The sequence below is a fragment of the Cyanobium sp. Lug-B genome, assembly GCF_024345635.1.
In the GTDB taxonomy this organism is placed as follows: domain Bacteria; phylum Cyanobacteriota; class Cyanobacteriia; order PCC-6307; family Cyanobiaceae; genus Cyanobium; species Cyanobium minutissimum.
The window spans coordinates 12,890-27,887 of record NZ_JAGQBM010000035.1 but is presented as its reverse complement, the minus strand read 5'-3'; the positions used below and the strand labels follow the sequence as shown (position 1 = coordinate 27,887).

The following is a 14,998-nucleotide window of genomic DNA, read 5'->3' as shown; positions in this document are numbered from 1 at the left end:
AGCCCCGGTCGCCGGGGACGAGCACGCCGCGGCCGAACCGGCACCGGGGCGCGAAGCCCTCCAGGGGCCTGGGCCCCCACTGGCGGCGGAAGCGCTCCACCGCGGCCACCAGCCCCTCCCCCAGGCCCGGCACCGCTGCCAGCTCGGCGGCGGAGGCCCCCCAGGCGGCGGCGAGACCACCGCACCCAGCCTCGAGGGCCCGCAGGCGCTGCCAACCGAGACCCGGGCAGCGGCTCCAGAGCAGCCACCACAGGCGCTGCTGCCGGTCCCAGGTGGGGGTGGCCCTGCGGGGGAACACCCCCTGCACCAGATCTCCCATGGCCCGCGCCAGCACCTGAACAGCAGTACAAGCGTACTATGGATGGATGTCGGTGCCTGTCGGCCCTTTCCTCAGGATGTCCAGGGCCTGCTCCAGGTCCGGTGGCAGCCGCCGCTGCAGCCGCCGCCGGGAGCCCCCAGCGGAGAGATCCACCAGCACGAGGTCGACGCTGGCCTCGGCCGCCACCCCCCCGTCGGGGCGCAGGAAACGGCTCTGCCAGGAAAGCTTGACGCCCTGCCGCGGCAGCACCCGGCTGTGGATCGCGACCGCGTCACCGTGGAGCAGGGCCTGGCGGTAGTCGATGCGCAGCCCCACCACCGGCAGCTCCAGCCCCCGGGACGACAGGTCGCTGTAGTGGAGGCCGGCCCGGGCCAGCGCCTCGACGCGCGCCTCCTCCAGCCAGGCCAGGTAGGCCCCGTGCCACATCACGCCGGCGTGATCGGTGTGCTGCGGCAGCACCCGCCGGTTCAGACACCACCAGGCCGCTTCGGAGCGCTGCATCACGGTCTTCACCACAGGGGAGTGCGAAAACAGGATCAGCCATAGGCTGATCCAGAGCCTCTTTGACGACCGTGTTCCGCAACCTGCTGATCGCCGATTCCGGCAAGGGTCATGTGGAGGAGATGGTCCGCATCCTGCGGGACATCCCCCCTTGCCGTCAGGCCAGGATCAACCTGCTGCACGTGATCCCCGAGCAGGGGGGTCTGGATCTGGAGACCCACCGCCAGCAGGCCGAGGTGCTGATCAAGGAGGCGATCGAGCGGCTCGGTCTCAGCCCCGGCGAGGTCAACACCCTGGTGCGGGAGGGCGACGCCAAGCTGACCGTGCTGAACGTGGCCGATGAGCTGGAGGCCGACCTGATCGTGATGGGGTCGCGGGGCCTGGGCAGGCTGCAGTCGATCCTGGGCAACAGCGCCAGCCAGTACGTCTTCCAGCTCTCCACCCGGCCCATGCTGCTGGTGCGGGACGATCTCTACGTGAAGGCCATCAACCGGGTCCTGGTGGCCATCGACGGCACCGGGGTCGGTGACGACGCCCTGCGGCTGGCCTGCGAACTGGTGCAGGGCATCCCCGGCGGCAGCCTCACCGGCGTGCACGTGTCCCGCCAGGACATCACCCCTTCGCGCGGGGGACGCACCCCCGGGGACGACGTGCTGCAGAAGGCGATCCAGCGGGCCCGCAGCTTCGGGGTGGAGATGAAAGGCCTGCATCGCACGGGCGACATCGCCCGAGGCGTCTGCGCCGCCGCCGAGGAGGCGAAGGCGGACCTGGTGGTGATTGCCTCCCAGGACCGCAGGCCGCTGGTGGCCCGGGCCCTGGTGGATCTCGACAAGCTTCTGGGCAGCTCGGTCAGCGACTACATCCGGGTGCATGCCCCGGCTCCGGTGCTGCTGGTGCGGGAGCCGGAGGGGCGGGCGCGCTGAGAGCGACTCAGCCGCCCTGGCGGCTGTTCGTCTGGATGTAGAGAATGATCAGAAAGACGGCGGGAACCAGAACGAACAGGAGGCTGGCAACGAAGCCGAGGTCGTTGGTTTCCATGACTGCTGGTGAGGTTCTGAGAACGTATCACCGCCCATCGGCGGGAAGGACGCCCCCTTCATCGCTCGTTGCGGATGGAGCGTCCTCCTCCTCCGGCTCCTCGGCGGCGGGAGGGACGGGCCAGGCGGTGGGCCCCTCCGGCAGGGGCTGGGCCAGGGCCCTGGCCAGGTCGCCTTCCCGGTCCGCGAGTCCCACCTGGGGCCGGGTGAGCACCATCACCGATTTCTGCACCAGGGCCTGACAGGCCAGCCGCCAGGTCTGGGGGCGCCGTCTCAGCTTGAGCTGTTCCACCGCCGTCTGTTCCGTGAGGGCGTTGGCCGCCCCGCCCTCCACCACCTCCACGAAGCAGGTGATGCACTGGCCGCAGCCCCCGCAGTTGCCCAGCCGGCCCTTGAGGCCGTACAGCTCGATGCCTTCGCGCAGGGCGACCTCGCGGAGGTTCTCCCCCGGGTAGCACTCCACGTCACGCTGCTCGCGCACGAACCGGATCACGGGCATGGCGGAAGCCTCGGGGGAACAGGACGGCTCCCATTGTGAGGCGCGCCGTTGCGGTCCGTTACCTGGGCCCCGTGCCGTTGCCCGCAACCCTTACCATCGCCAGCACGGATCGGTAATCACCGAGCGTCTCCTTAGCCGCCATCGCCCCGGCGACCGGCTTCGGCAACTGTCAACCCAGACCTGACCCCCCAATGGGATTGCCCTGGTACCGGGTGCACACGGTCGTCATCAACGACCCGGGCCGACTGCTGGCCGTGCACCTCATGCACACCGCCCTGGTAGCCGGCTGGGCCGGCTCCATGGCGCTCTATGAGCTCGCGATCTTCGACCCCTCCGACCCGGTCCTCAACCCCATGTGGCGCCAGGGCATGTTCGTCATGCCCTTCATGGCTCGCCTGGGTGTGACGGGCAGCTGGGGTGGCTGGAGCGTCACCGGTGAAACCGGCGTCGACCCCGGCTTCTGGAGCTTCGAGGGCGTGGCTGCCGCCCACATCATTTTCAGCGGCCTCCTCTTCCTTGCCGCCATCTGGCACTGGACCTACTGGGATCTCGAGATCTGGCAGGACCCCCGCTCCGGGGAGCCCGCTCTCGACCTGCCCAAGATCTTCGGCATCCACCTGCTGCTGGCCGGCCTGGGCTGCTTCGGCTTCGGCGCCTTCCACCTCACCGGCGTCTTCGGGCCCGGGATGTGGATCTCCGATCCCTACAGCCTGACGGGACACCTCGAACCGGTGCAGCCCGCCTGGGGACCGGAGGGCTTCAACCCCTTCAACCCGGGCGGGATCGTGGCGCACCACATCGCCGCCGGCATCGTCGGCATCATCGCCGGCATCTTCCACATCACCACCCGTCCGCCGGAGCGCCTGTACAAGGCTCTCCGCATGGGCAACATCGAGACGGTGCTGGCCAGCGCCATCGCTGCGGTGTTCTTCGCGGCCTTCATCGTGGCCGGAACCATGTGGTATGGCTCGGCCGCCACGCCGGTGGAACTCTTCGGCCCCACCCGCTATCAGTGGGATCAGGGCTACTTCAAGACGGAGATCAACCGTCGCGTCCAGACCGCCCTCGACAACGGCGCCACCAAGGAAGAGGCCTACGCGGCCATTCCCGAGAAGCTCGCCTTCTACGACTACGTCGGCAACAGCCCCGCCAAGGGTGGTCTGTTCCGCGTGGGCCCGATGATCAACGGTGATGGCCTGCCCACCTCCTGGATCGGCCACATCGCCTTCACCGACAAGGAAGGCCATGACCTTGAAGTCCGGCGTCTGCCCAACTTCTTCGAGAACTTCCCGGTGGTGCTCCAGGACGACCAGGGCATCGTCCGCGCTGACATCCCGTTCCGTCGGGCCGAGGCGAAGTACTCCTTCGAACAGCAGGGTGTGACGGCCACCGTCTACGGCGGTGCCCTCAACGGTCAGACCTTCACCGACCCTGCCGACGTCAAGCGCCTGGCCCGCAAGGCCCAGCTTGGCGAGGCCTTCGAGTTCGACCGGGAGACCTACCACTCCGACGGCACCTTCCGCAGCTCCCCCCGCGGCTGGTTCACCTTCGGCCATGCCTGCTTCGCCCTGCTCTTCTTCTTCGGCCACATCTGGCACGGTGCCCGCACCCTCTACCGTGATGTCTTCGCCGGGATCGACCCCGATCTGGGTGAGCAGGTGGAGTTCGGTCTGTTCGCCAAACTGGGCGACCGTTCCACCCGGCGCCTTCCCGAGGGCTACGTGCCCCCGGCCGGTTCCACCCTCAGCTGACCGCCAGTCCCCCCGAGGATTCCCATGGAGAGCTTCGCCTACATCCTGATCCTGGCCCTGGCCATTTCCACGCTGTTTTTCGCGATCGCCTTCCGCGACCCCCCGAAGATCGGCAAGTGACCATCCGTCCAGATTGATGCCGAGCCCCCGGGAAACCGGGGGTTTTTTCATGCTTCAGCCCGCGACCGGGAGGCACCCCCCTTCTCTTTGTGCCCGTAGCTGTTTACACTCCAAACAATTGGACGCGTGCCCGGGGATGCAATGTCCCTCCTGCCAACACACCGACAGCCGCGTTCTGGAATCAAGGGCCGCCGATTCCGGGCGCAGCGTGCGGCGGCGCAGGGAGTGCCTCAATTGTGATTTTCGCTTCACCACCTACGAACGGGTCGAGACCGTTCCGATCACCGTGGTCAAGCGCAACGGCAGCCGGGAAACCTTCAACCGCAGCAAACTGCTCCACGGTCTGCTGCGGGCCTGCGAGAAGACGGGTCTGGAACCCGCCCGGCTCGAGGCCGTCGTCGACGACATCGAACTGGCCCTGCAGCAGCGGGTCGGCCGGGAGGTGAGCAGCAATGAGATCGGTGAGCTGGTGCTGCAGCGCCTGCGGGAGATGAGCGAGGTGGCCTACGTGCGCTTCGCCTCCGTGTACCGCCAGTTCCAGAGCGTCAGCGATTTCGTGGCCACCCTCGAAGGGCTGGGCAGCCGCGCCAAGACCAAGAACCGGCTGGCGGTGGTGGGCTGAACCGGGCACCGGCGCCGGGAACGGATCAGCCAGCCGGTTCATTGATAGAGTGATTGATCGGGTGTGCGCTGCAGGCGGGCAGCCATCCCGTTCCTTCGCACTGCCACCGGCAGACCGCCCCAGCTCCATGACCCTCACTCCTTCTTCCGAAGCCGACACCCTCGAGGCCCTCACGCCGATCAGCGGCGAGGAGGCCACCGACGTGGAGGCCAGCGCCGATCTCGATCTGGCGATCCCGGAAGAGGTGCCCAGCGCCGACGACTCCAGCAGCCGTGTCAGCGCACGGGACGGCGACGGTGTGGGCTTCACGCTGGACGAGTTCGCGGCCCTGCTCAGCAAGTACGACTACAACTTCAAGCCCGGCGACGTCGTCAACGGCACCGTCTTCGCCCTGGAATCCAAGGGCGCGATGATCGACATCGGCGCCAAGACCGCCGCCTTCATGCCCCTTCAGGAGGTGTCGATCAACCGGGTGGAGCACCTCTCCGACGTGCTTGAGCCCGGCGAGGTGCGGGAGTTCTTCATCCTCAGCGAGGAGAACGAGGACGGCCAGCTCACCCTGTCGGTGCGTCGCATCGAGTATCAGCGCGCCTGGGAGCGGGTGCGCCAGCTGCAGAAGGAGGACGCCACGATCTACAGCGAGGTGTTCGCCACCAACCGCGGCGGCGCCCTGGTGCGGGTGGAGGGCCTGCGGGGCTTCATCCCCGGCAGCCACATCAGCACCCGCAAGGCCAAGGAGGAACTCGTCGCCGACTTCCTCCCCCTCAAGTTCCTCGAGGTGGACGAGGAGCGCAACCGTCTGGTGCTCAGCCATCGCCGTGCCCTGGTGGAGCGGAAGATGAATCGCCTCGAGGTGGGCGAAGTGGTGCTGGGCACCGTCAGGGGCATCAAGCCCTACGGCGCCTTCATCGACATCGGGGGTGTCAGCGGCCTGCTGCACATCTCCGAGATCAGCCACGAGCACATCGAGACCCCCCACACCGTGCTCAATGTCAACGATCAGATGAAGGTCATGATCATCGACCTCGACGCCGAGCGGGGGCGCATCTCCCTGTCCACCAAGGCCCTCGAGCCGGAGCCGGGCGACATGCTCAGCGATCCCCAGAAGGTGTTCGACAAGGCCGAAGAGATGGCCGCCCGCTACAAGCAGATGCTGCTCGAGCAGGCCGAGGACAACGAGCCGATGGGTGTCTCCCTGGAATGAGGTCGCGCCGGATCCGCTGACGATGGTTCACCTTTCCCTGCGGGGCACCCCGCTGCCCTGCGGGGACCGCCCCCTGGAGGCGGTGCTGTTCGACAAGGACGGCACCATGAGCCACAGCGAGCCGATGCTCGTGGCCCTGGCCCAGGCCAGGGTCTTTCATTGTCTGGCCCTGGCCGGCCTGGCCGAGCACGACCCGGAGCGGCACCGCGACCTGGGCGCCCTGCTGCATCGCGCCTATGGCCTGTCCGCCGAGGGCATCCACCCGGCCGGCACGATGGCGGTGGCCAGCCGCGACCAGAACCTGGTGGCCACCGCCACCGCCCTGGCCCAGGTGGGCCTCGGCTGGCCCGAAGCCCTGGCCACGGCCGAGGCGGTGTTCGCCCGCACCGATGCCCTGCACGGCCAGGGGAGTGAGCAGCGACCGGCCCCCACCCCGGGCCTGCGGTCCCTGCTGGAGGCCCTGCGCCTGGCGGGAGTGCGCTGCGCCGTCATCAGCAACGACCACGTGGAGGGCATCGAAGCCTTTCTGGCCGCCCACGATCTGGCCACCTACGTGCAGGCCCTCTGGAGCGCCGAGCATCAGCCCCGCAAACCCGACCCCGCCGCCGTCCATGGCCTGTGCGCGGAGCTGGGCGTGGCGGTGGAGGGCTGCGCCCTGATCGGCGACGCCAACAGCGACCTGCGCATGGCGAGGGCCGCCGGGGTGCCGGTGGTCCTGGGCTACCGGGCAGGCTGGCGTTGGCCGGTGGCGCTGGACGGCTCCTTCCTGCAGCTGGACCACTGGCGGGAGCTCGCCGTCGTGCCGGGGAACGCCGCCATCCCCCCCAATGGTTCCAGCGCCACTGGGATGGTCGCCCCACGGGAATAAGCTCAGCCATCGACTGACCCCCTGCCCCTATGAGCCGTTTCGTCTTCACCTCGGAATCGGTGACGGAAGGCCACCCCGACAAGATCTGTGATCAGGTCAGCGACGCCGTGCTCGACGCGCTGCTGGCCCAGGACCCCTCCAGCCGGGTGGCCTGCGAGACCGTGGTGAACACCGGCCTCTGCCTGATCACAGGGGAAGTCACCACCAACGCCCGCGTCGACTTCAACACCCTGGTGCGGGGCGTGATCGAACAGATCGGCTACAGCGGCGCCCGCGCCGGCGGCTTCGACGCCCGCAGCTGCGCCGTGCTGATCGCCCTTGATCAGCAGTCGCCGGACATTGCCCAGGGTGTGGATGAGGCCGACGACCATGACGGCGATCCCCTCGACAAGGTGGGCGCCGGCGACCAGGGCATCATGTTCGGCTACGCCTGCGACGAAACCCCGGAGCTGATGCCGCTGCCCATCAGCCTGGCCCACCGGCTGGCCCTGCGGTTGGCCCAGGTGCGCCATGACGGCAGCCTCGGGTACCTGCTGCCCGACGGCAAGACCCAGGTGAGCGTGGTGTACGAGAACGACCGCCCTGTGGCGATCGACACGATCCTCATCTCCACCCAGCACACCGCCGAAGTGGAGGGGATCAGCGACGAGAAAGCGGTGCAGCAGCGCATCAAGGACGACCTCTGGACGCATGTGGTGCTGCCCGCCACGGCCGATCTGCCCCTCAAGCCCTCCAAGGAGAGCACCCGCTTCTACGTCAACCCCACCGGCAAGTTCGTGGTGGGCGGCCCCCAGGGCGACGCCGGCCTGACGGGCCGCAAGATCATCGTCGACACCTACGGCGGCTATGCCCGCCACGGCGGTGGGGCTTTCTCCGGCAAGGACCCCACCAAGGTGGACCGTTCCGCCGCCTACGCCGCCCGCTATGTGGCCAAGGCTCTGGTGGCCTCCGGCCTCGCCCACAAGGCCGAGGTGCAGCTCAGCTACGCCATCGGCGTGGCCCGGCCCGTGAGCATCCTGGTGGAGAGCTTCGGCACCGGCGCCCTCAGCAACGCCGATCTCACCGCCCTGGTGCAGGAGCACTTCGACCTGCGCCCCGGCGCCATCATCGAAGCCTTCGGCCTGCGGGAACTGCCCCAGCAGCGGGGCGGACGCTTCTACCAGGACGTGGCCGCCTACGGCCACTTCGGCCGCAAGGATCTCGACCTCCCCTGGGAGGACGTGACCGCCATCGCCGCCACCCTCAAGCAGGCCACGGCGAGCCGTGTCAGCGCTGTATCTGGGGGTTGACCTCGGCAGCAGCGGCCTGCGCCTGGCCGTTCTGGCCGACGCCGGAGCCCCCGGTGGCGAGCCCGACGCTCCGGTGCTGGCGCTGCAGGCCCCCTACCCAGGCCGTTTCGAGGAGCCGGAGGCCTGGAGGCAGGGCCTGATCCAGCTGCTGGCCGCCGTGCCCGAGCAGATCCGCCGGCGCGTGACAGCCCTCGCCGTCGATGGCACCTCCGGCACCCTCCTGGCCTGCGGGCCCGGGGGCCGCCTGCTGCCGCCGCCACTGGCGGCCGCCCTGCCTTACCACCAAGCCTGTCCGGAGCAGGCCGGGGCCATCGCCACCCTGCTGGCCGCGGAGGCGGGGGCGGGGGCCGCAGAGAACGGCGCATGGGCCGACCATCCCGCCGCCAGCAGCAGCGGCAGCCTGGCCCGGGCCCTGCGCCTGCAGTCCCTGGCCCGGGAGGCGGGCCTCGCCCAAGGCCTGCTGCTGCGCCACCAGGCCGACTGGCTGATGGGCTGGCTGCTGGACGACTGGCGTTGGGGCGAGGAGGGCAACAACGTGCGCCTGGGCTGGGACCTGCCGCAGGGCCGCTGGCCTGCGGGGGTGGCCGAAGGCCTGGGTGCCGCTGCCCTGCCCTCGATCCGCAGCAGCGGCCGCCGCCTCGGCGCGCTGGCTGCGGAGACGGCGGCCACCCTGGGCCTGCCGGCCGACTGCCAGGTGGTGGCGGGCAGCACCGATGCCAATGCGGCGGTGCTGGCCGCCGATCCCCAGGAGGGTGATGGCATCGCCGTGCTGGGCACCACCCTGGTGCTGAAGCAGTTCGTGGCCGCCCCCCTGGCAGGGGCCGGCCTCAGCAACCACCGGGTGGGCGGCCGCTGGCTGGCGGGGGGAGCCTCGAACGCCGGCGCCGGCATCCTGCGCCGCTTTTTCGATGACGCCCAGATCGCCGAACTGAGCCGCCAGATGACGCCGGACCGTCCCACGGGGCTGGCCCTGCGGCCCCTGAGCCGCCGGGGTGAGCGCTTCCCGGTGGACGACCCGGAGCTGGAGCCGATCCTGGAACCGAGGCCGGCCAGTGATGCCCGCTATCTGCAGGCCCTGCTGGAGGGCCTGACGGCCATCGAGGTGGCGGGCTGGCGGCGGCTGCGGCAGCTGGGGGCGCCGGAACTGCGGCGGGTGATCAGCGTCGGCGGCGGCGCCCGCAACAGCCAGTGGCGGGCCCTGCGGGCACGGGCCCTGGGGGTCCCGGTGCTGAACCGACCGAAACGCACGGCGGCCCTGGGCATGGCCCTGCTGGCGCGGGCCAGCTCCAGGATGGGGGCCGACTCCCCCCTGCCTCGGCTATGAACGAACGTCTCCAATCGATCCTCGCCATGGCCCTGTTCGTCGTGCTGGCCGGTTATGTGGGCTTCAGCGGCCTGCGGCTGGCTCTGCTGCTCTGGCAGCGGTTCGCCGGCGCCTGAGCCCAGAATTCCCCCAACCGACCGGAACCCATGGCCGCCGATCCCCTCACCGCTGCAGTGAGCGACCGCATCTGCAAGCACATGAACGACGACCACGCCGAGGCCGTGCTGGCCTACGCCCGCCACTACGGCGGCTGCACCGAGGCCCGCCAGGCCCGGATGGTGGCCGTGGAGCCCGAGGCGATGCGCCTGGAGGTGGACGGCACCCGGGTGGAGGTGCCCTTCGACCACGCCCTCACCGACAGCGAGGACGCCCACCGCACCCTGGTGGCCATGCTGCGGTCGCTCCCCGGGAAGGCTTGAGGCAGCGACTGCGCCGCCAGCGGCGACGCCGGACCCCTGACCCTCCTCACACGCCTGTGCCAGCTCCCGCTCGGCTGGATCGCCGCCACCCCCTGCCCCCTCTGCCGGGGCCTGCAACCGCCCGGGCATGAGCCCGGTGCGCCCTGCCCGGACTGCCGCCACCGCCTCCCCCTGCCGGCGGGGGCCCTGAAGGGCAACGAGCCCCTGCTCTGGTGGGCGGCCGGGTCCTACGACGGCGAGCTGCGGCGGTTGCTGCTCGGGCTGCGGCAGCGGCCGGATCCCGCCAGGGTGGGCGCCCTGGTGCAGGTGCTGGCGGAGGGGCTGCCGTTGTGGCGGCAGCGGCCGCTGCTGGTGCCGGTGCCGAGCTGGAAACGGCAGGCGAATCCCCTGCCGGCGCTGGTGTGCCGCCAGCTCGTCCGCCAGCTGGGCTACCGCCGCGCCGATCTGCTGGAGCGCTCCCGGCCGGTGCTCGGCCAGCACCACCTCGGCAGAAGCCTGCGCCTGGCCAACCAGGCGGGAGCCTTCCGCTGTCGCCGCGGGCCGCGCCTCGGCGAGGCCCTGGGCCGGCCGGTCCTGGTCGTCGACGACATCCTCACCAGCGGGGCCACCGGCTGCAGCGCCGCAGCGGCCCTGAAGAGCCTCGGCTGGCAGGTGGTGGGACTCCTCTGCCTGGCCCGCACGCCCCGGGGGCGCACCCGGACGGCCCGATCCGGCAGCGGGCCGTGATCTAAGATCGCTGCGTCGCTTCGGCGACGGGCCGGGATAGCTCAGTTGGTAGAGCAGGCGACTGAAAATCGCCGTGTCCCCAGTTCAAATCTGGGTCCTGGCATTGCGTGCGGACTGCTCTGCAGCCCATCACCATGCCCCATCAGCCCTCGACCTCCAGCCAGATCTTCAACAACGCCGACAGCTTCGCCCAGGCGTTCGATGAGGCCTGGCAGGAGCACAGTCGAGAGGATCCCTCCCACGGGCTCTCCAGCACCGAGAAGCTCGAGGCGATCCTCGGCCGGGTGGCGGCCCACCCCTTCGCCCAGGCCGATCCGGCCATGGCCCGTCAGGTGGGGGCCTTCCGGATCCGCCTGCTCGACCTTTAAGTGGCGCCCATGAGCAGCTCCCTCGCCCGCCTCCTCCAGCTCCTGAGCGGCGGCTTCAGCAACCAGAGCCAGGCCTTCGACAATCCTCCGCTCTACGCCCACATCCTGGTCAAGTTCCGGCCGCTGCCCCAGCTGGCGCCAGGCTCCCTGCTCCTGGAGCAGTCCTACGCCATCTCACCCGGCACGCCCTACAGAATCCGGGTGCTGCGCGCCGAGCGCCGCGACGGCGCACTGATCATCCACAACCAGGCCCTGCAGGACGAGCAGCGGTTCTGGGGCGCCATCGAGGATGAGGGGCGACGCCGCAACATCGGGGACGCCGACCTGATGCCCCTTGAGGGCTGCACCTACGTGGTGCGGGAGGTGGGTGACGGGTTCGTCGGTGAGGTGGAGCCTGGCTGCCGCTGCCTCGTGGAGCGCAAGGGGAGCGTGGCGTACCTGGTCAGCAGCTTCGAGATCGATGCCCGGGGCATGCGCACCATCGACCGGGGCCACGATCCGGCCACCCACGAGCAGCTCTGGGGATCCCTGGCCGGCCCCTTCGAGTTCGAGCGCACCGACGACTACCGCGCCGAACTCCCGTCCGCCTGGCTGGAGACCTGAACGGCCAGGGGCTCCTTCAGCCGGCGATCAGCTCGTCCATGAAAGGCTGCTCCCCCTCATCCAGGAAGGGATCGACCTCCTCCGAGGCCAGGTCGAAGGGTTCCGCGCCCGCCACGGAGGCTGGCGCCTCCTGCTGCAACGCCGGCGGATGCACCGCCTGCAGATGGCGGGAGGTGCCGCTGCGATCCAGACCCCGCAGGGCCGCCTCGATCCTGGCCAGGCGCTCCTCGGTGTCGCCCAGCCGCTCGTCCATGGCGGCCCCATGGGCGGCCTCCAGGTCGGCCACCTCCTCCAGCCGCGCCCCGATGCGATCCTCGTGGCCCCCGAGGCGCTCCTCAAGCTCCAGCAGGCGGTAGGTGAGCGCTTCGGTCACCTGGGACAACACCTGCAGCTGATCAGCCAACCGCAGGGAGGCGTCCTCGGATGGGGATACAACAGAAGCCATGACGGCACCGGGATGATGGCCGGATGGTATCGGCGTGGGGCCGGCCCGCCAGGGGTGTCCCCGGCCGGGGGGTTTGTAACGATTCTGAAAACCCTGTCGTGGCGAGCGGACAGGCCCATAGGATCCGCCTTGCAGCCCATGATCGGGACGTTTCCTGCAGCCGTCCTCGAAGGCGTCTGCCCAACGGCAGCGGCCTTGCGCCCTGCCCATGCGCCCTGCCCACTGACCTTCTCTCCAACGCCTCTCCCCCGGCACCCACGCTCATGACACTTGCCAACGCTGCCTATCTGGGCATCGAGCGTTTCTCCAGCGACCGCAACAAGGAAAACTGGACGAACGCCACCGAAAACGACAAGGCCGCCCTGATCCGCGCCGTCTACAAGCAGGTGCTCGGCAACCAGTACGTCATGGCCAGCGAGAGGCTCACGGGTCCGGAGTCCCTTTTCAAGCGCGGCTACCTGAGCGTGCGGGAGTTCGTGCGCCAGGTGGCCAAGAGCGGTCTCTACAAGGCCAAGTTCTTCGAAAGCACCAACCCCTACCGCTTCATCGAGCTGAACTTCAAGCATCTCCTGGGCCGGGCTCCCCAGAACAAGGCCGAGATGCTGCACCACTTCACGATCCTGCAGGAGCAGGGCTACGACGCCGAGATCGACTCCTACCTCGACAGCGCCGAGTACCAGAACCGCTTCGGTGAAGAGGTGGTGCCCTACCTGCACGGCTGGGACTACTCCTCAGGCCAGCAGGGCCTGCAGTTCTCCTACATGCTGCAGCTCACCCGGGGCGTGGGCGCCTCGGTGCGGGGCGATCTGCTCAAGAACCAGTCGCGCCTCAACCCCTCGGTGCATGCCGAGGCCCCCATGCCCGTGGTGAGCCCCAACGCCAGGGGCAGCGTCTTCCGCAAGGTCCCCACCGACGGCATCACCCGCCAGGGTGTCGGTGCCGGCGAAGAAGGTCGCACCTTCCGGGTCGAGATCTCCGGCTTCAACAACTACCGCCTGCACAAGCGCAGCAACCGGGTGCGCTTCATCCCCTTCAACAAGCTGCTGCAGACCCAGCAGCAGATCCTGCGCGAAGGCGGCCGTATCGCCAGCATCACCCCGGTCAACTGAGCCGGGCCTCCGTTCAGCCTTACCCCCCTTACCCCTCCGAACCCATGAAGGTTTCCGCAGGTACCCGAGGCACCGGCCTCAACAGTTCCCGTCAGGTGGCGTTCACCGTCACCGGCGTCAACAACAACGACTACTCCCGCACTGCGGACATGGTCATGAACGTGCCGTTCACCCGCATGAACGAGACCATGCGTCTGGTCCATGCCATGGGCGGCAAGATCGTGAGTGTCACCGTGACCGGCGGCGGCACCGGTGGCTCCGAGGCGCCGGCCCCCCGCAAGGGCAAGGCGAAGGCGGAAGGCTGAGGCCGGGCCCCGCTCCGGTGATGCGATGGGTCCCCTCCATGGGGGCCCTTTTTCATGGGCCGGACGGGTGGTCGGGGCAGCGGGCCTTACACCCCTCCGCGGGATCGACCGTCCAGGCTGAACCCCAGCGGACGCTCAGGTGGCCAGAACGCTTGCGGCCGCTTGGATCCTGGCGGTAGTGACCATTTATTAAGGCGCTCCCATCCACCGGACACTGTCACCAACAATAGGTAGGTCTTTCGGAGCGATGCCCGGCCCTGGCCAGGCGATCATCGAAAGCAACGACGCAGTCGACGTCAGCCAGGCCTCCCCCCGGACTGACGCTCCAGACTCGACCCCCTTACCCACCCAATCCCGACGTTCGACGTCGAGAACAGGAGCTAACTCAATGTTCGACGCCTTCACCAAGGTCGTTGCTCAGGCTGATGCCCGCGGCGAATTCCTCAACGCTGGTCAGATCGACGCCCTGGCGTCGATGGTTGCCGAGAGCAACAAGCGCATGGATGCCGTGAACCGCATCACCTCCAACGCTTCCAAGATCGTCACCAACGCGGCCCGCGATCTGTTCGACCAACAGCCCGCCCTGATCGCTCCCGGCGGCAACGCCTACACCCATCGCCGCATGGCTGCCTGCCTGCGCGACATGGAGATCGTTCTCCGCTACGTCACCTACGCCATCTTCACCGGTGACGCCTCCGTCCTGGAAGATCGCTGCCTCAACGGCCTCCGCGAGACCTACCTCGCCCTCGGCGTGCCCGGCGCTTCCGTCGCTGAAGGCATCCGCAAGATGAAGGACGCTGCCATCGGCATCGCCAACGACCGCAACGGCATCACCCAGGGCGACTGCTCCTCCCTGATGTCCGAAATCGGCACCTACTTCGATCGCGCAGCCGCCGCTGTCGCCTGATCGGTCGTCGCCTGATCTCCGCCTCATCTTCCGGTTCACCTTCTCTCTAACCACCTTCAAATGAAGACTCCCCTCACCGAGGCCGTCGCTGCCGCTGATTCCCAGGGCCGCTTCCTCTCCAACACCGAGCTCAACGCCGCCTTCGGCCGCTTCGAGCGCGCCAAGAACGCCCTGGAAGCTGCCAAGGCCCTCACCGCCAACGCCGACTCCCTGGTGAACGGCGCCGCCCAGGCCGTCTACAACAAGTTCCCCTACACCACCCAGATGCAGGGGAGCAACTACGCCTCCGACGCCCGCGGCAAGGCCAAGTGTGCCCGTGACATCGGCTACTACCTCCGCATGGTCACCTACTGCCTGGTCGCCGGTGGCACCGGCCCCATGGATGAGTACCTCGTGGCCGGTCTCGACGAGATCAACCGCACCTTCGAGCTCTCCCCCTCCTGGTACGTCGAAGCCCTGACCTACATCAAGGCCAATCACGGCGTCTCCGGCGATGCCGGCGTCATCGCCAACAACTACATCGACTACGCCATCAGCGCTCTCGTCTGAGCTCTCGCGGCCATCGTTGTTCCGGGTCCCCTT

General features: G+C 69.0%; 20 protein-coding genes, 1 tRNA gene and 1 pseudogene. 17 read left to right on the top strand and 5 right to left on the bottom strand.

Going from position 1 to position 14,998, the window contains the following annotated elements:
• Together KBY81_RS09905 and KBY81_RS09900 are read right to left on the bottom strand one after the other, a co-directional pair.
• A pseudogene (locus tag KBY81_RS09905) lies at positions 1-319 on the bottom strand (DNA-processing protein DprA); the annotation flags it as partial.
• 36 nt (positions 320-355) lie between these two features.
• Positions 356-820: an acyl-CoA thioesterase gene (locus tag KBY81_RS09900; protein ID WP_254976395.1), complete on the bottom strand. Its 465-nt coding sequence runs from the start codon at positions 818-820 to the stop codon at positions 356-358.
• A gap of 71 nt (positions 821-891) precedes the next feature.
• Here KBY81_RS09900 and KBY81_RS09895 point away from each other — a divergent pair, with 71 nt between their 5' ends.
• Positions 892-1,743, top strand: a complete 852-nt coding sequence (locus tag KBY81_RS09895; protein ID WP_106221948.1) for a universal stress protein — start codon at positions 892-894, stop codon at positions 1,741-1,743.
• A 7-nt stretch (positions 1,744-1,750) separates the two neighbouring features.
• Here the strand turns inward: KBY81_RS09895 and psbM are convergent, their stop codons facing one another.
• Positions 1,751-1,858 carry a photosystem II reaction center protein PsbM gene (gene psbM / locus KBY81_RS09890; protein ID WP_015109223.1) on the bottom strand — a complete coding sequence of 36 codons (108 nt, stop codon included), beginning with the start codon at positions 1,856-1,858 and terminating at the stop codon, positions 1,751-1,753.
• Between the two features lie 27 nt (positions 1,859-1,885).
• Positions 1,886-2,356 carry a 2Fe-2S iron-sulfur cluster-binding protein gene (locus KBY81_RS09885; RefSeq protein ID WP_254974278.1) on the bottom strand — a complete coding sequence of 157 codons (471 nt, stop codon included), beginning with the start codon at positions 2,354-2,356 and terminating at the stop codon, positions 1,886-1,888.
• Between the two features lie 191 nt (positions 2,357-2,547).
• Between KBY81_RS09885 and psbB the strand changes: the two genes are divergently transcribed.
• From psbB to KBY81_RS09825, 12 genes are all read left to right on the top strand, one after another.
• Positions 2,548-4,107 (top strand): photosystem II chlorophyll-binding protein CP47, encoded by a 1,560-nt coding sequence (psbB, locus tag KBY81_RS09880; RefSeq protein ID WP_254976394.1) that lies wholly within the window; start codon positions 2,548-2,550, stop codon positions 4,105-4,107.
• Positions 4,108-4,131: 24 nt separating this feature from the next.
• Entirely contained in the window at positions 4,132-4,227 is a 96-nt protein-coding gene (locus KBY81_RS09875; protein ID WP_010314684.1) for a photosystem II reaction center protein T, read from the top strand.
• Positions 4,228-4,363: 136 nt separating this feature from the next.
• Positions 4,364-4,849, top strand: a complete 486-nt coding sequence (nrdR, locus tag KBY81_RS09870) for a transcriptional regulator NrdR (protein ID WP_106221944.1) — start codon at positions 4,364-4,366, stop codon at positions 4,847-4,849.
• A 127-nt stretch (positions 4,850-4,976) separates the two neighbouring features.
• Positions 4,977-6,053: a 30S ribosomal protein S1 gene (locus KBY81_RS09865; protein WP_106221942.1), complete on the top strand. Its 1,077-nt coding sequence runs from the start codon at positions 4,977-4,979 to the stop codon at positions 6,051-6,053.
• A 22-nt stretch (positions 6,054-6,075) separates the two neighbouring features.
• Positions 6,076-6,921, top strand: a complete 846-nt coding sequence (locus KBY81_RS09860) for an HAD family hydrolase (RefSeq protein ID WP_254976393.1) — start codon at positions 6,076-6,078, stop codon at positions 6,919-6,921.
• A gap of 29 nt (positions 6,922-6,950) precedes the next feature.
• Positions 6,951-8,210, top strand: a complete 1,260-nt coding sequence (metK, locus tag KBY81_RS09855) for a methionine adenosyltransferase (RefSeq protein WP_106221939.1) — start codon at positions 6,951-6,953, stop codon at positions 8,208-8,210.
• Positions 8,185-9,534 (top strand): FGGY-family carbohydrate kinase, encoded by a 1,350-nt coding sequence (locus tag KBY81_RS09850; protein ID WP_254976392.1) that lies wholly within the window; start codon positions 8,185-8,187, stop codon positions 9,532-9,534. Before metK ends, KBY81_RS09850 begins: the two co-directional genes overlap by 26 nt.
• A 146-nt stretch (positions 9,535-9,680) precedes the next feature.
• The gene (locus KBY81_RS09845; protein WP_106221934.1) at positions 9,681-9,953 is read left to right on the top strand and encodes a DUF2470 domain-containing protein; all 273 of its coding nucleotides are present in this window, start codon (positions 9,681-9,683) and stop codon (positions 9,951-9,953) included.
• Between the two features lie 249 nt (positions 9,954-10,202).
• The gene (locus KBY81_RS09840) at positions 10,203-10,679 is read left to right on the top strand and encodes a ComF family protein (RefSeq protein ID WP_254976391.1); all 477 of its coding nucleotides are present in this window, start codon (positions 10,203-10,205) and stop codon (positions 10,677-10,679) included.
• Positions 10,680-10,709: 30 nt separating this feature from the next.
• A tRNA-Phe gene (locus KBY81_RS09835) sits at positions 10,710-10,782 on the top strand.
• A 31-nt stretch (positions 10,783-10,813) separates the two neighbouring features.
• The gene (locus KBY81_RS09830) at positions 10,814-11,047 is read left to right on the top strand and encodes a hypothetical protein (protein ID WP_106221930.1); all 234 of its coding nucleotides are present in this window, start codon (positions 10,814-10,816) and stop codon (positions 11,045-11,047) included.
• Between the two features lie 9 nt (positions 11,048-11,056).
• Positions 11,057-11,650, top strand: a complete 594-nt coding sequence (locus tag KBY81_RS09825; protein ID WP_106221928.1) for a chromophore lyase CpcT/CpeT — start codon at positions 11,057-11,059, stop codon at positions 11,648-11,650.
• Between the two features lie 16 nt (positions 11,651-11,666).
• On the opposite strand, the gene KBY81_RS09820 is transcribed toward KBY81_RS09825, so the two are convergent.
• Positions 11,667-12,095, bottom strand: coding sequence for a hypothetical protein (locus tag KBY81_RS09820; protein WP_254976390.1), 429 nt, complete (start codon positions 12,093-12,095; stop codon positions 11,667-11,669).
• Between the two features lie 263 nt (positions 12,096-12,358).
• On the opposite strand from KBY81_RS09820, the gene KBY81_RS09815 reads away from it, so the two are divergent.
• The 4 genes from KBY81_RS09815 (at position 12,359) to cpcA (ending at position 14,965) form a co-directional block, all read left to right on the top strand.
• Positions 12,359-13,204, top strand: a complete 846-nt coding sequence (locus KBY81_RS09815; RefSeq protein WP_106221924.1) for a phycobilisome rod-core linker polypeptide — start codon at positions 12,359-12,361, stop codon at positions 13,202-13,204.
• A 44-nt stretch (positions 13,205-13,248) separates the two neighbouring features.
• The gene (locus KBY81_RS09810) at positions 13,249-13,509 is read left to right on the top strand and encodes a phycobilisome linker polypeptide (RefSeq protein ID WP_254976389.1); all 261 of its coding nucleotides are present in this window, start codon (positions 13,249-13,251) and stop codon (positions 13,507-13,509) included.
• Between the two features lie 388 nt (positions 13,510-13,897).
• The gene (locus KBY81_RS09805; RefSeq protein ID WP_106221918.1) at positions 13,898-14,416 is read left to right on the top strand and encodes a phycocyanin subunit beta; all 519 of its coding nucleotides are present in this window, start codon (positions 13,898-13,900) and stop codon (positions 14,414-14,416) included.
• 60 nt (positions 14,417-14,476) lie between these two features.
• The gene (gene cpcA, locus KBY81_RS09800; RefSeq protein ID WP_015109240.1) at positions 14,477-14,965 is read left to right on the top strand and encodes a phycocyanin subunit alpha; all 489 of its coding nucleotides are present in this window, start codon (positions 14,477-14,479) and stop codon (positions 14,963-14,965) included.
• The last annotated feature ends 33 nt before the right edge of the window (positions 14,966-14,998 follow it).

What these genes read in the sequence shown, in the direction of transcription:
- psbM (WP_015109223.1), bottom strand. Translation starts at nt 1,858, where the DNA reads ATGGAAACCAACGACCTCGGCTTCGTTGCCAGCCTCCTGTTCGTTCTG.
- KBY81_RS09845 (WP_106221934.1), top strand. Translation starts at nt 9,681, where the DNA reads ATGGCCGCCGATCCCCTCACCGCTGCAGTGAGCGACCGCATCTGCAAG.
- KBY81_RS09860 (WP_254976393.1), top strand. Translation starts at nt 6,076, where the DNA reads ATGGTTCACCTTTCCCTGCGGGGCACCCCGCTGCCCTGCGGGGACCGC.
- KBY81_RS09825 (WP_106221928.1), top strand. Translation starts at nt 11,057, where the DNA reads ATGAGCAGCTCCCTCGCCCGCCTCCTCCAGCTCCTGAGCGGCGGCTTC.
- KBY81_RS09885 (WP_254974278.1), bottom strand. Translation starts at nt 2,356, where the DNA reads ATGCCCGTGATCCGGTTCGTGCGCGAGCAGCGTGACGTGGAGTGCTAC.
- KBY81_RS09805 (WP_106221918.1), top strand. Translation starts at nt 13,898, where the DNA reads ATGTTCGACGCCTTCACCAAGGTCGTTGCTCAGGCTGATGCCCGCGGC.
- KBY81_RS09830 (WP_106221930.1), top strand. Translation starts at nt 10,814, where the DNA reads ATGCCCCATCAGCCCTCGACCTCCAGCCAGATCTTCAACAACGCCGAC.
- KBY81_RS09810 (WP_254976389.1), top strand. Translation starts at nt 13,249, where the DNA reads ATGAAGGTTTCCGCAGGTACCCGAGGCACCGGCCTCAACAGTTCCCGT.
- metK (WP_106221939.1), top strand. Translation starts at nt 6,951, where the DNA reads ATGAGCCGTTTCGTCTTCACCTCGGAATCGGTGACGGAAGGCCACCCC.
- KBY81_RS09875 (WP_010314684.1), top strand. Translation starts at nt 4,132, where the DNA reads ATGGAGAGCTTCGCCTACATCCTGATCCTGGCCCTGGCCATTTCCACG.
- cpcA (WP_015109240.1), top strand. Translation starts at nt 14,477, where the DNA reads ATGAAGACTCCCCTCACCGAGGCCGTCGCTGCCGCTGATTCCCAGGGC.
- psbB (WP_254976394.1), top strand. Translation starts at nt 2,548, where the DNA reads ATGGGATTGCCCTGGTACCGGGTGCACACGGTCGTCATCAACGACCCG.
- KBY81_RS09865 (WP_106221942.1), top strand. Translation starts at nt 4,977, where the DNA reads ATGACCCTCACTCCTTCTTCCGAAGCCGACACCCTCGAGGCCCTCACG.
- KBY81_RS09900 (WP_254976395.1), bottom strand. Translation starts at nt 820, where the DNA reads ATGCAGCGCTCCGAAGCGGCCTGGTGGTGTCTGAACCGGCGGGTGCTG.
- KBY81_RS09820 (WP_254976390.1), bottom strand. Translation starts at nt 12,095, where the DNA reads ATGGCTTCTGTTGTATCCCCATCCGAGGACGCCTCCCTGCGGTTGGCT.
- nrdR (WP_106221944.1), top strand. Translation starts at nt 4,364, where the DNA reads ATGCAATGTCCCTCCTGCCAACACACCGACAGCCGCGTTCTGGAATCA.
- KBY81_RS09815 (WP_106221924.1), top strand. Translation starts at nt 12,359, where the DNA reads ATGACACTTGCCAACGCTGCCTATCTGGGCATCGAGCGTTTCTCCAGC.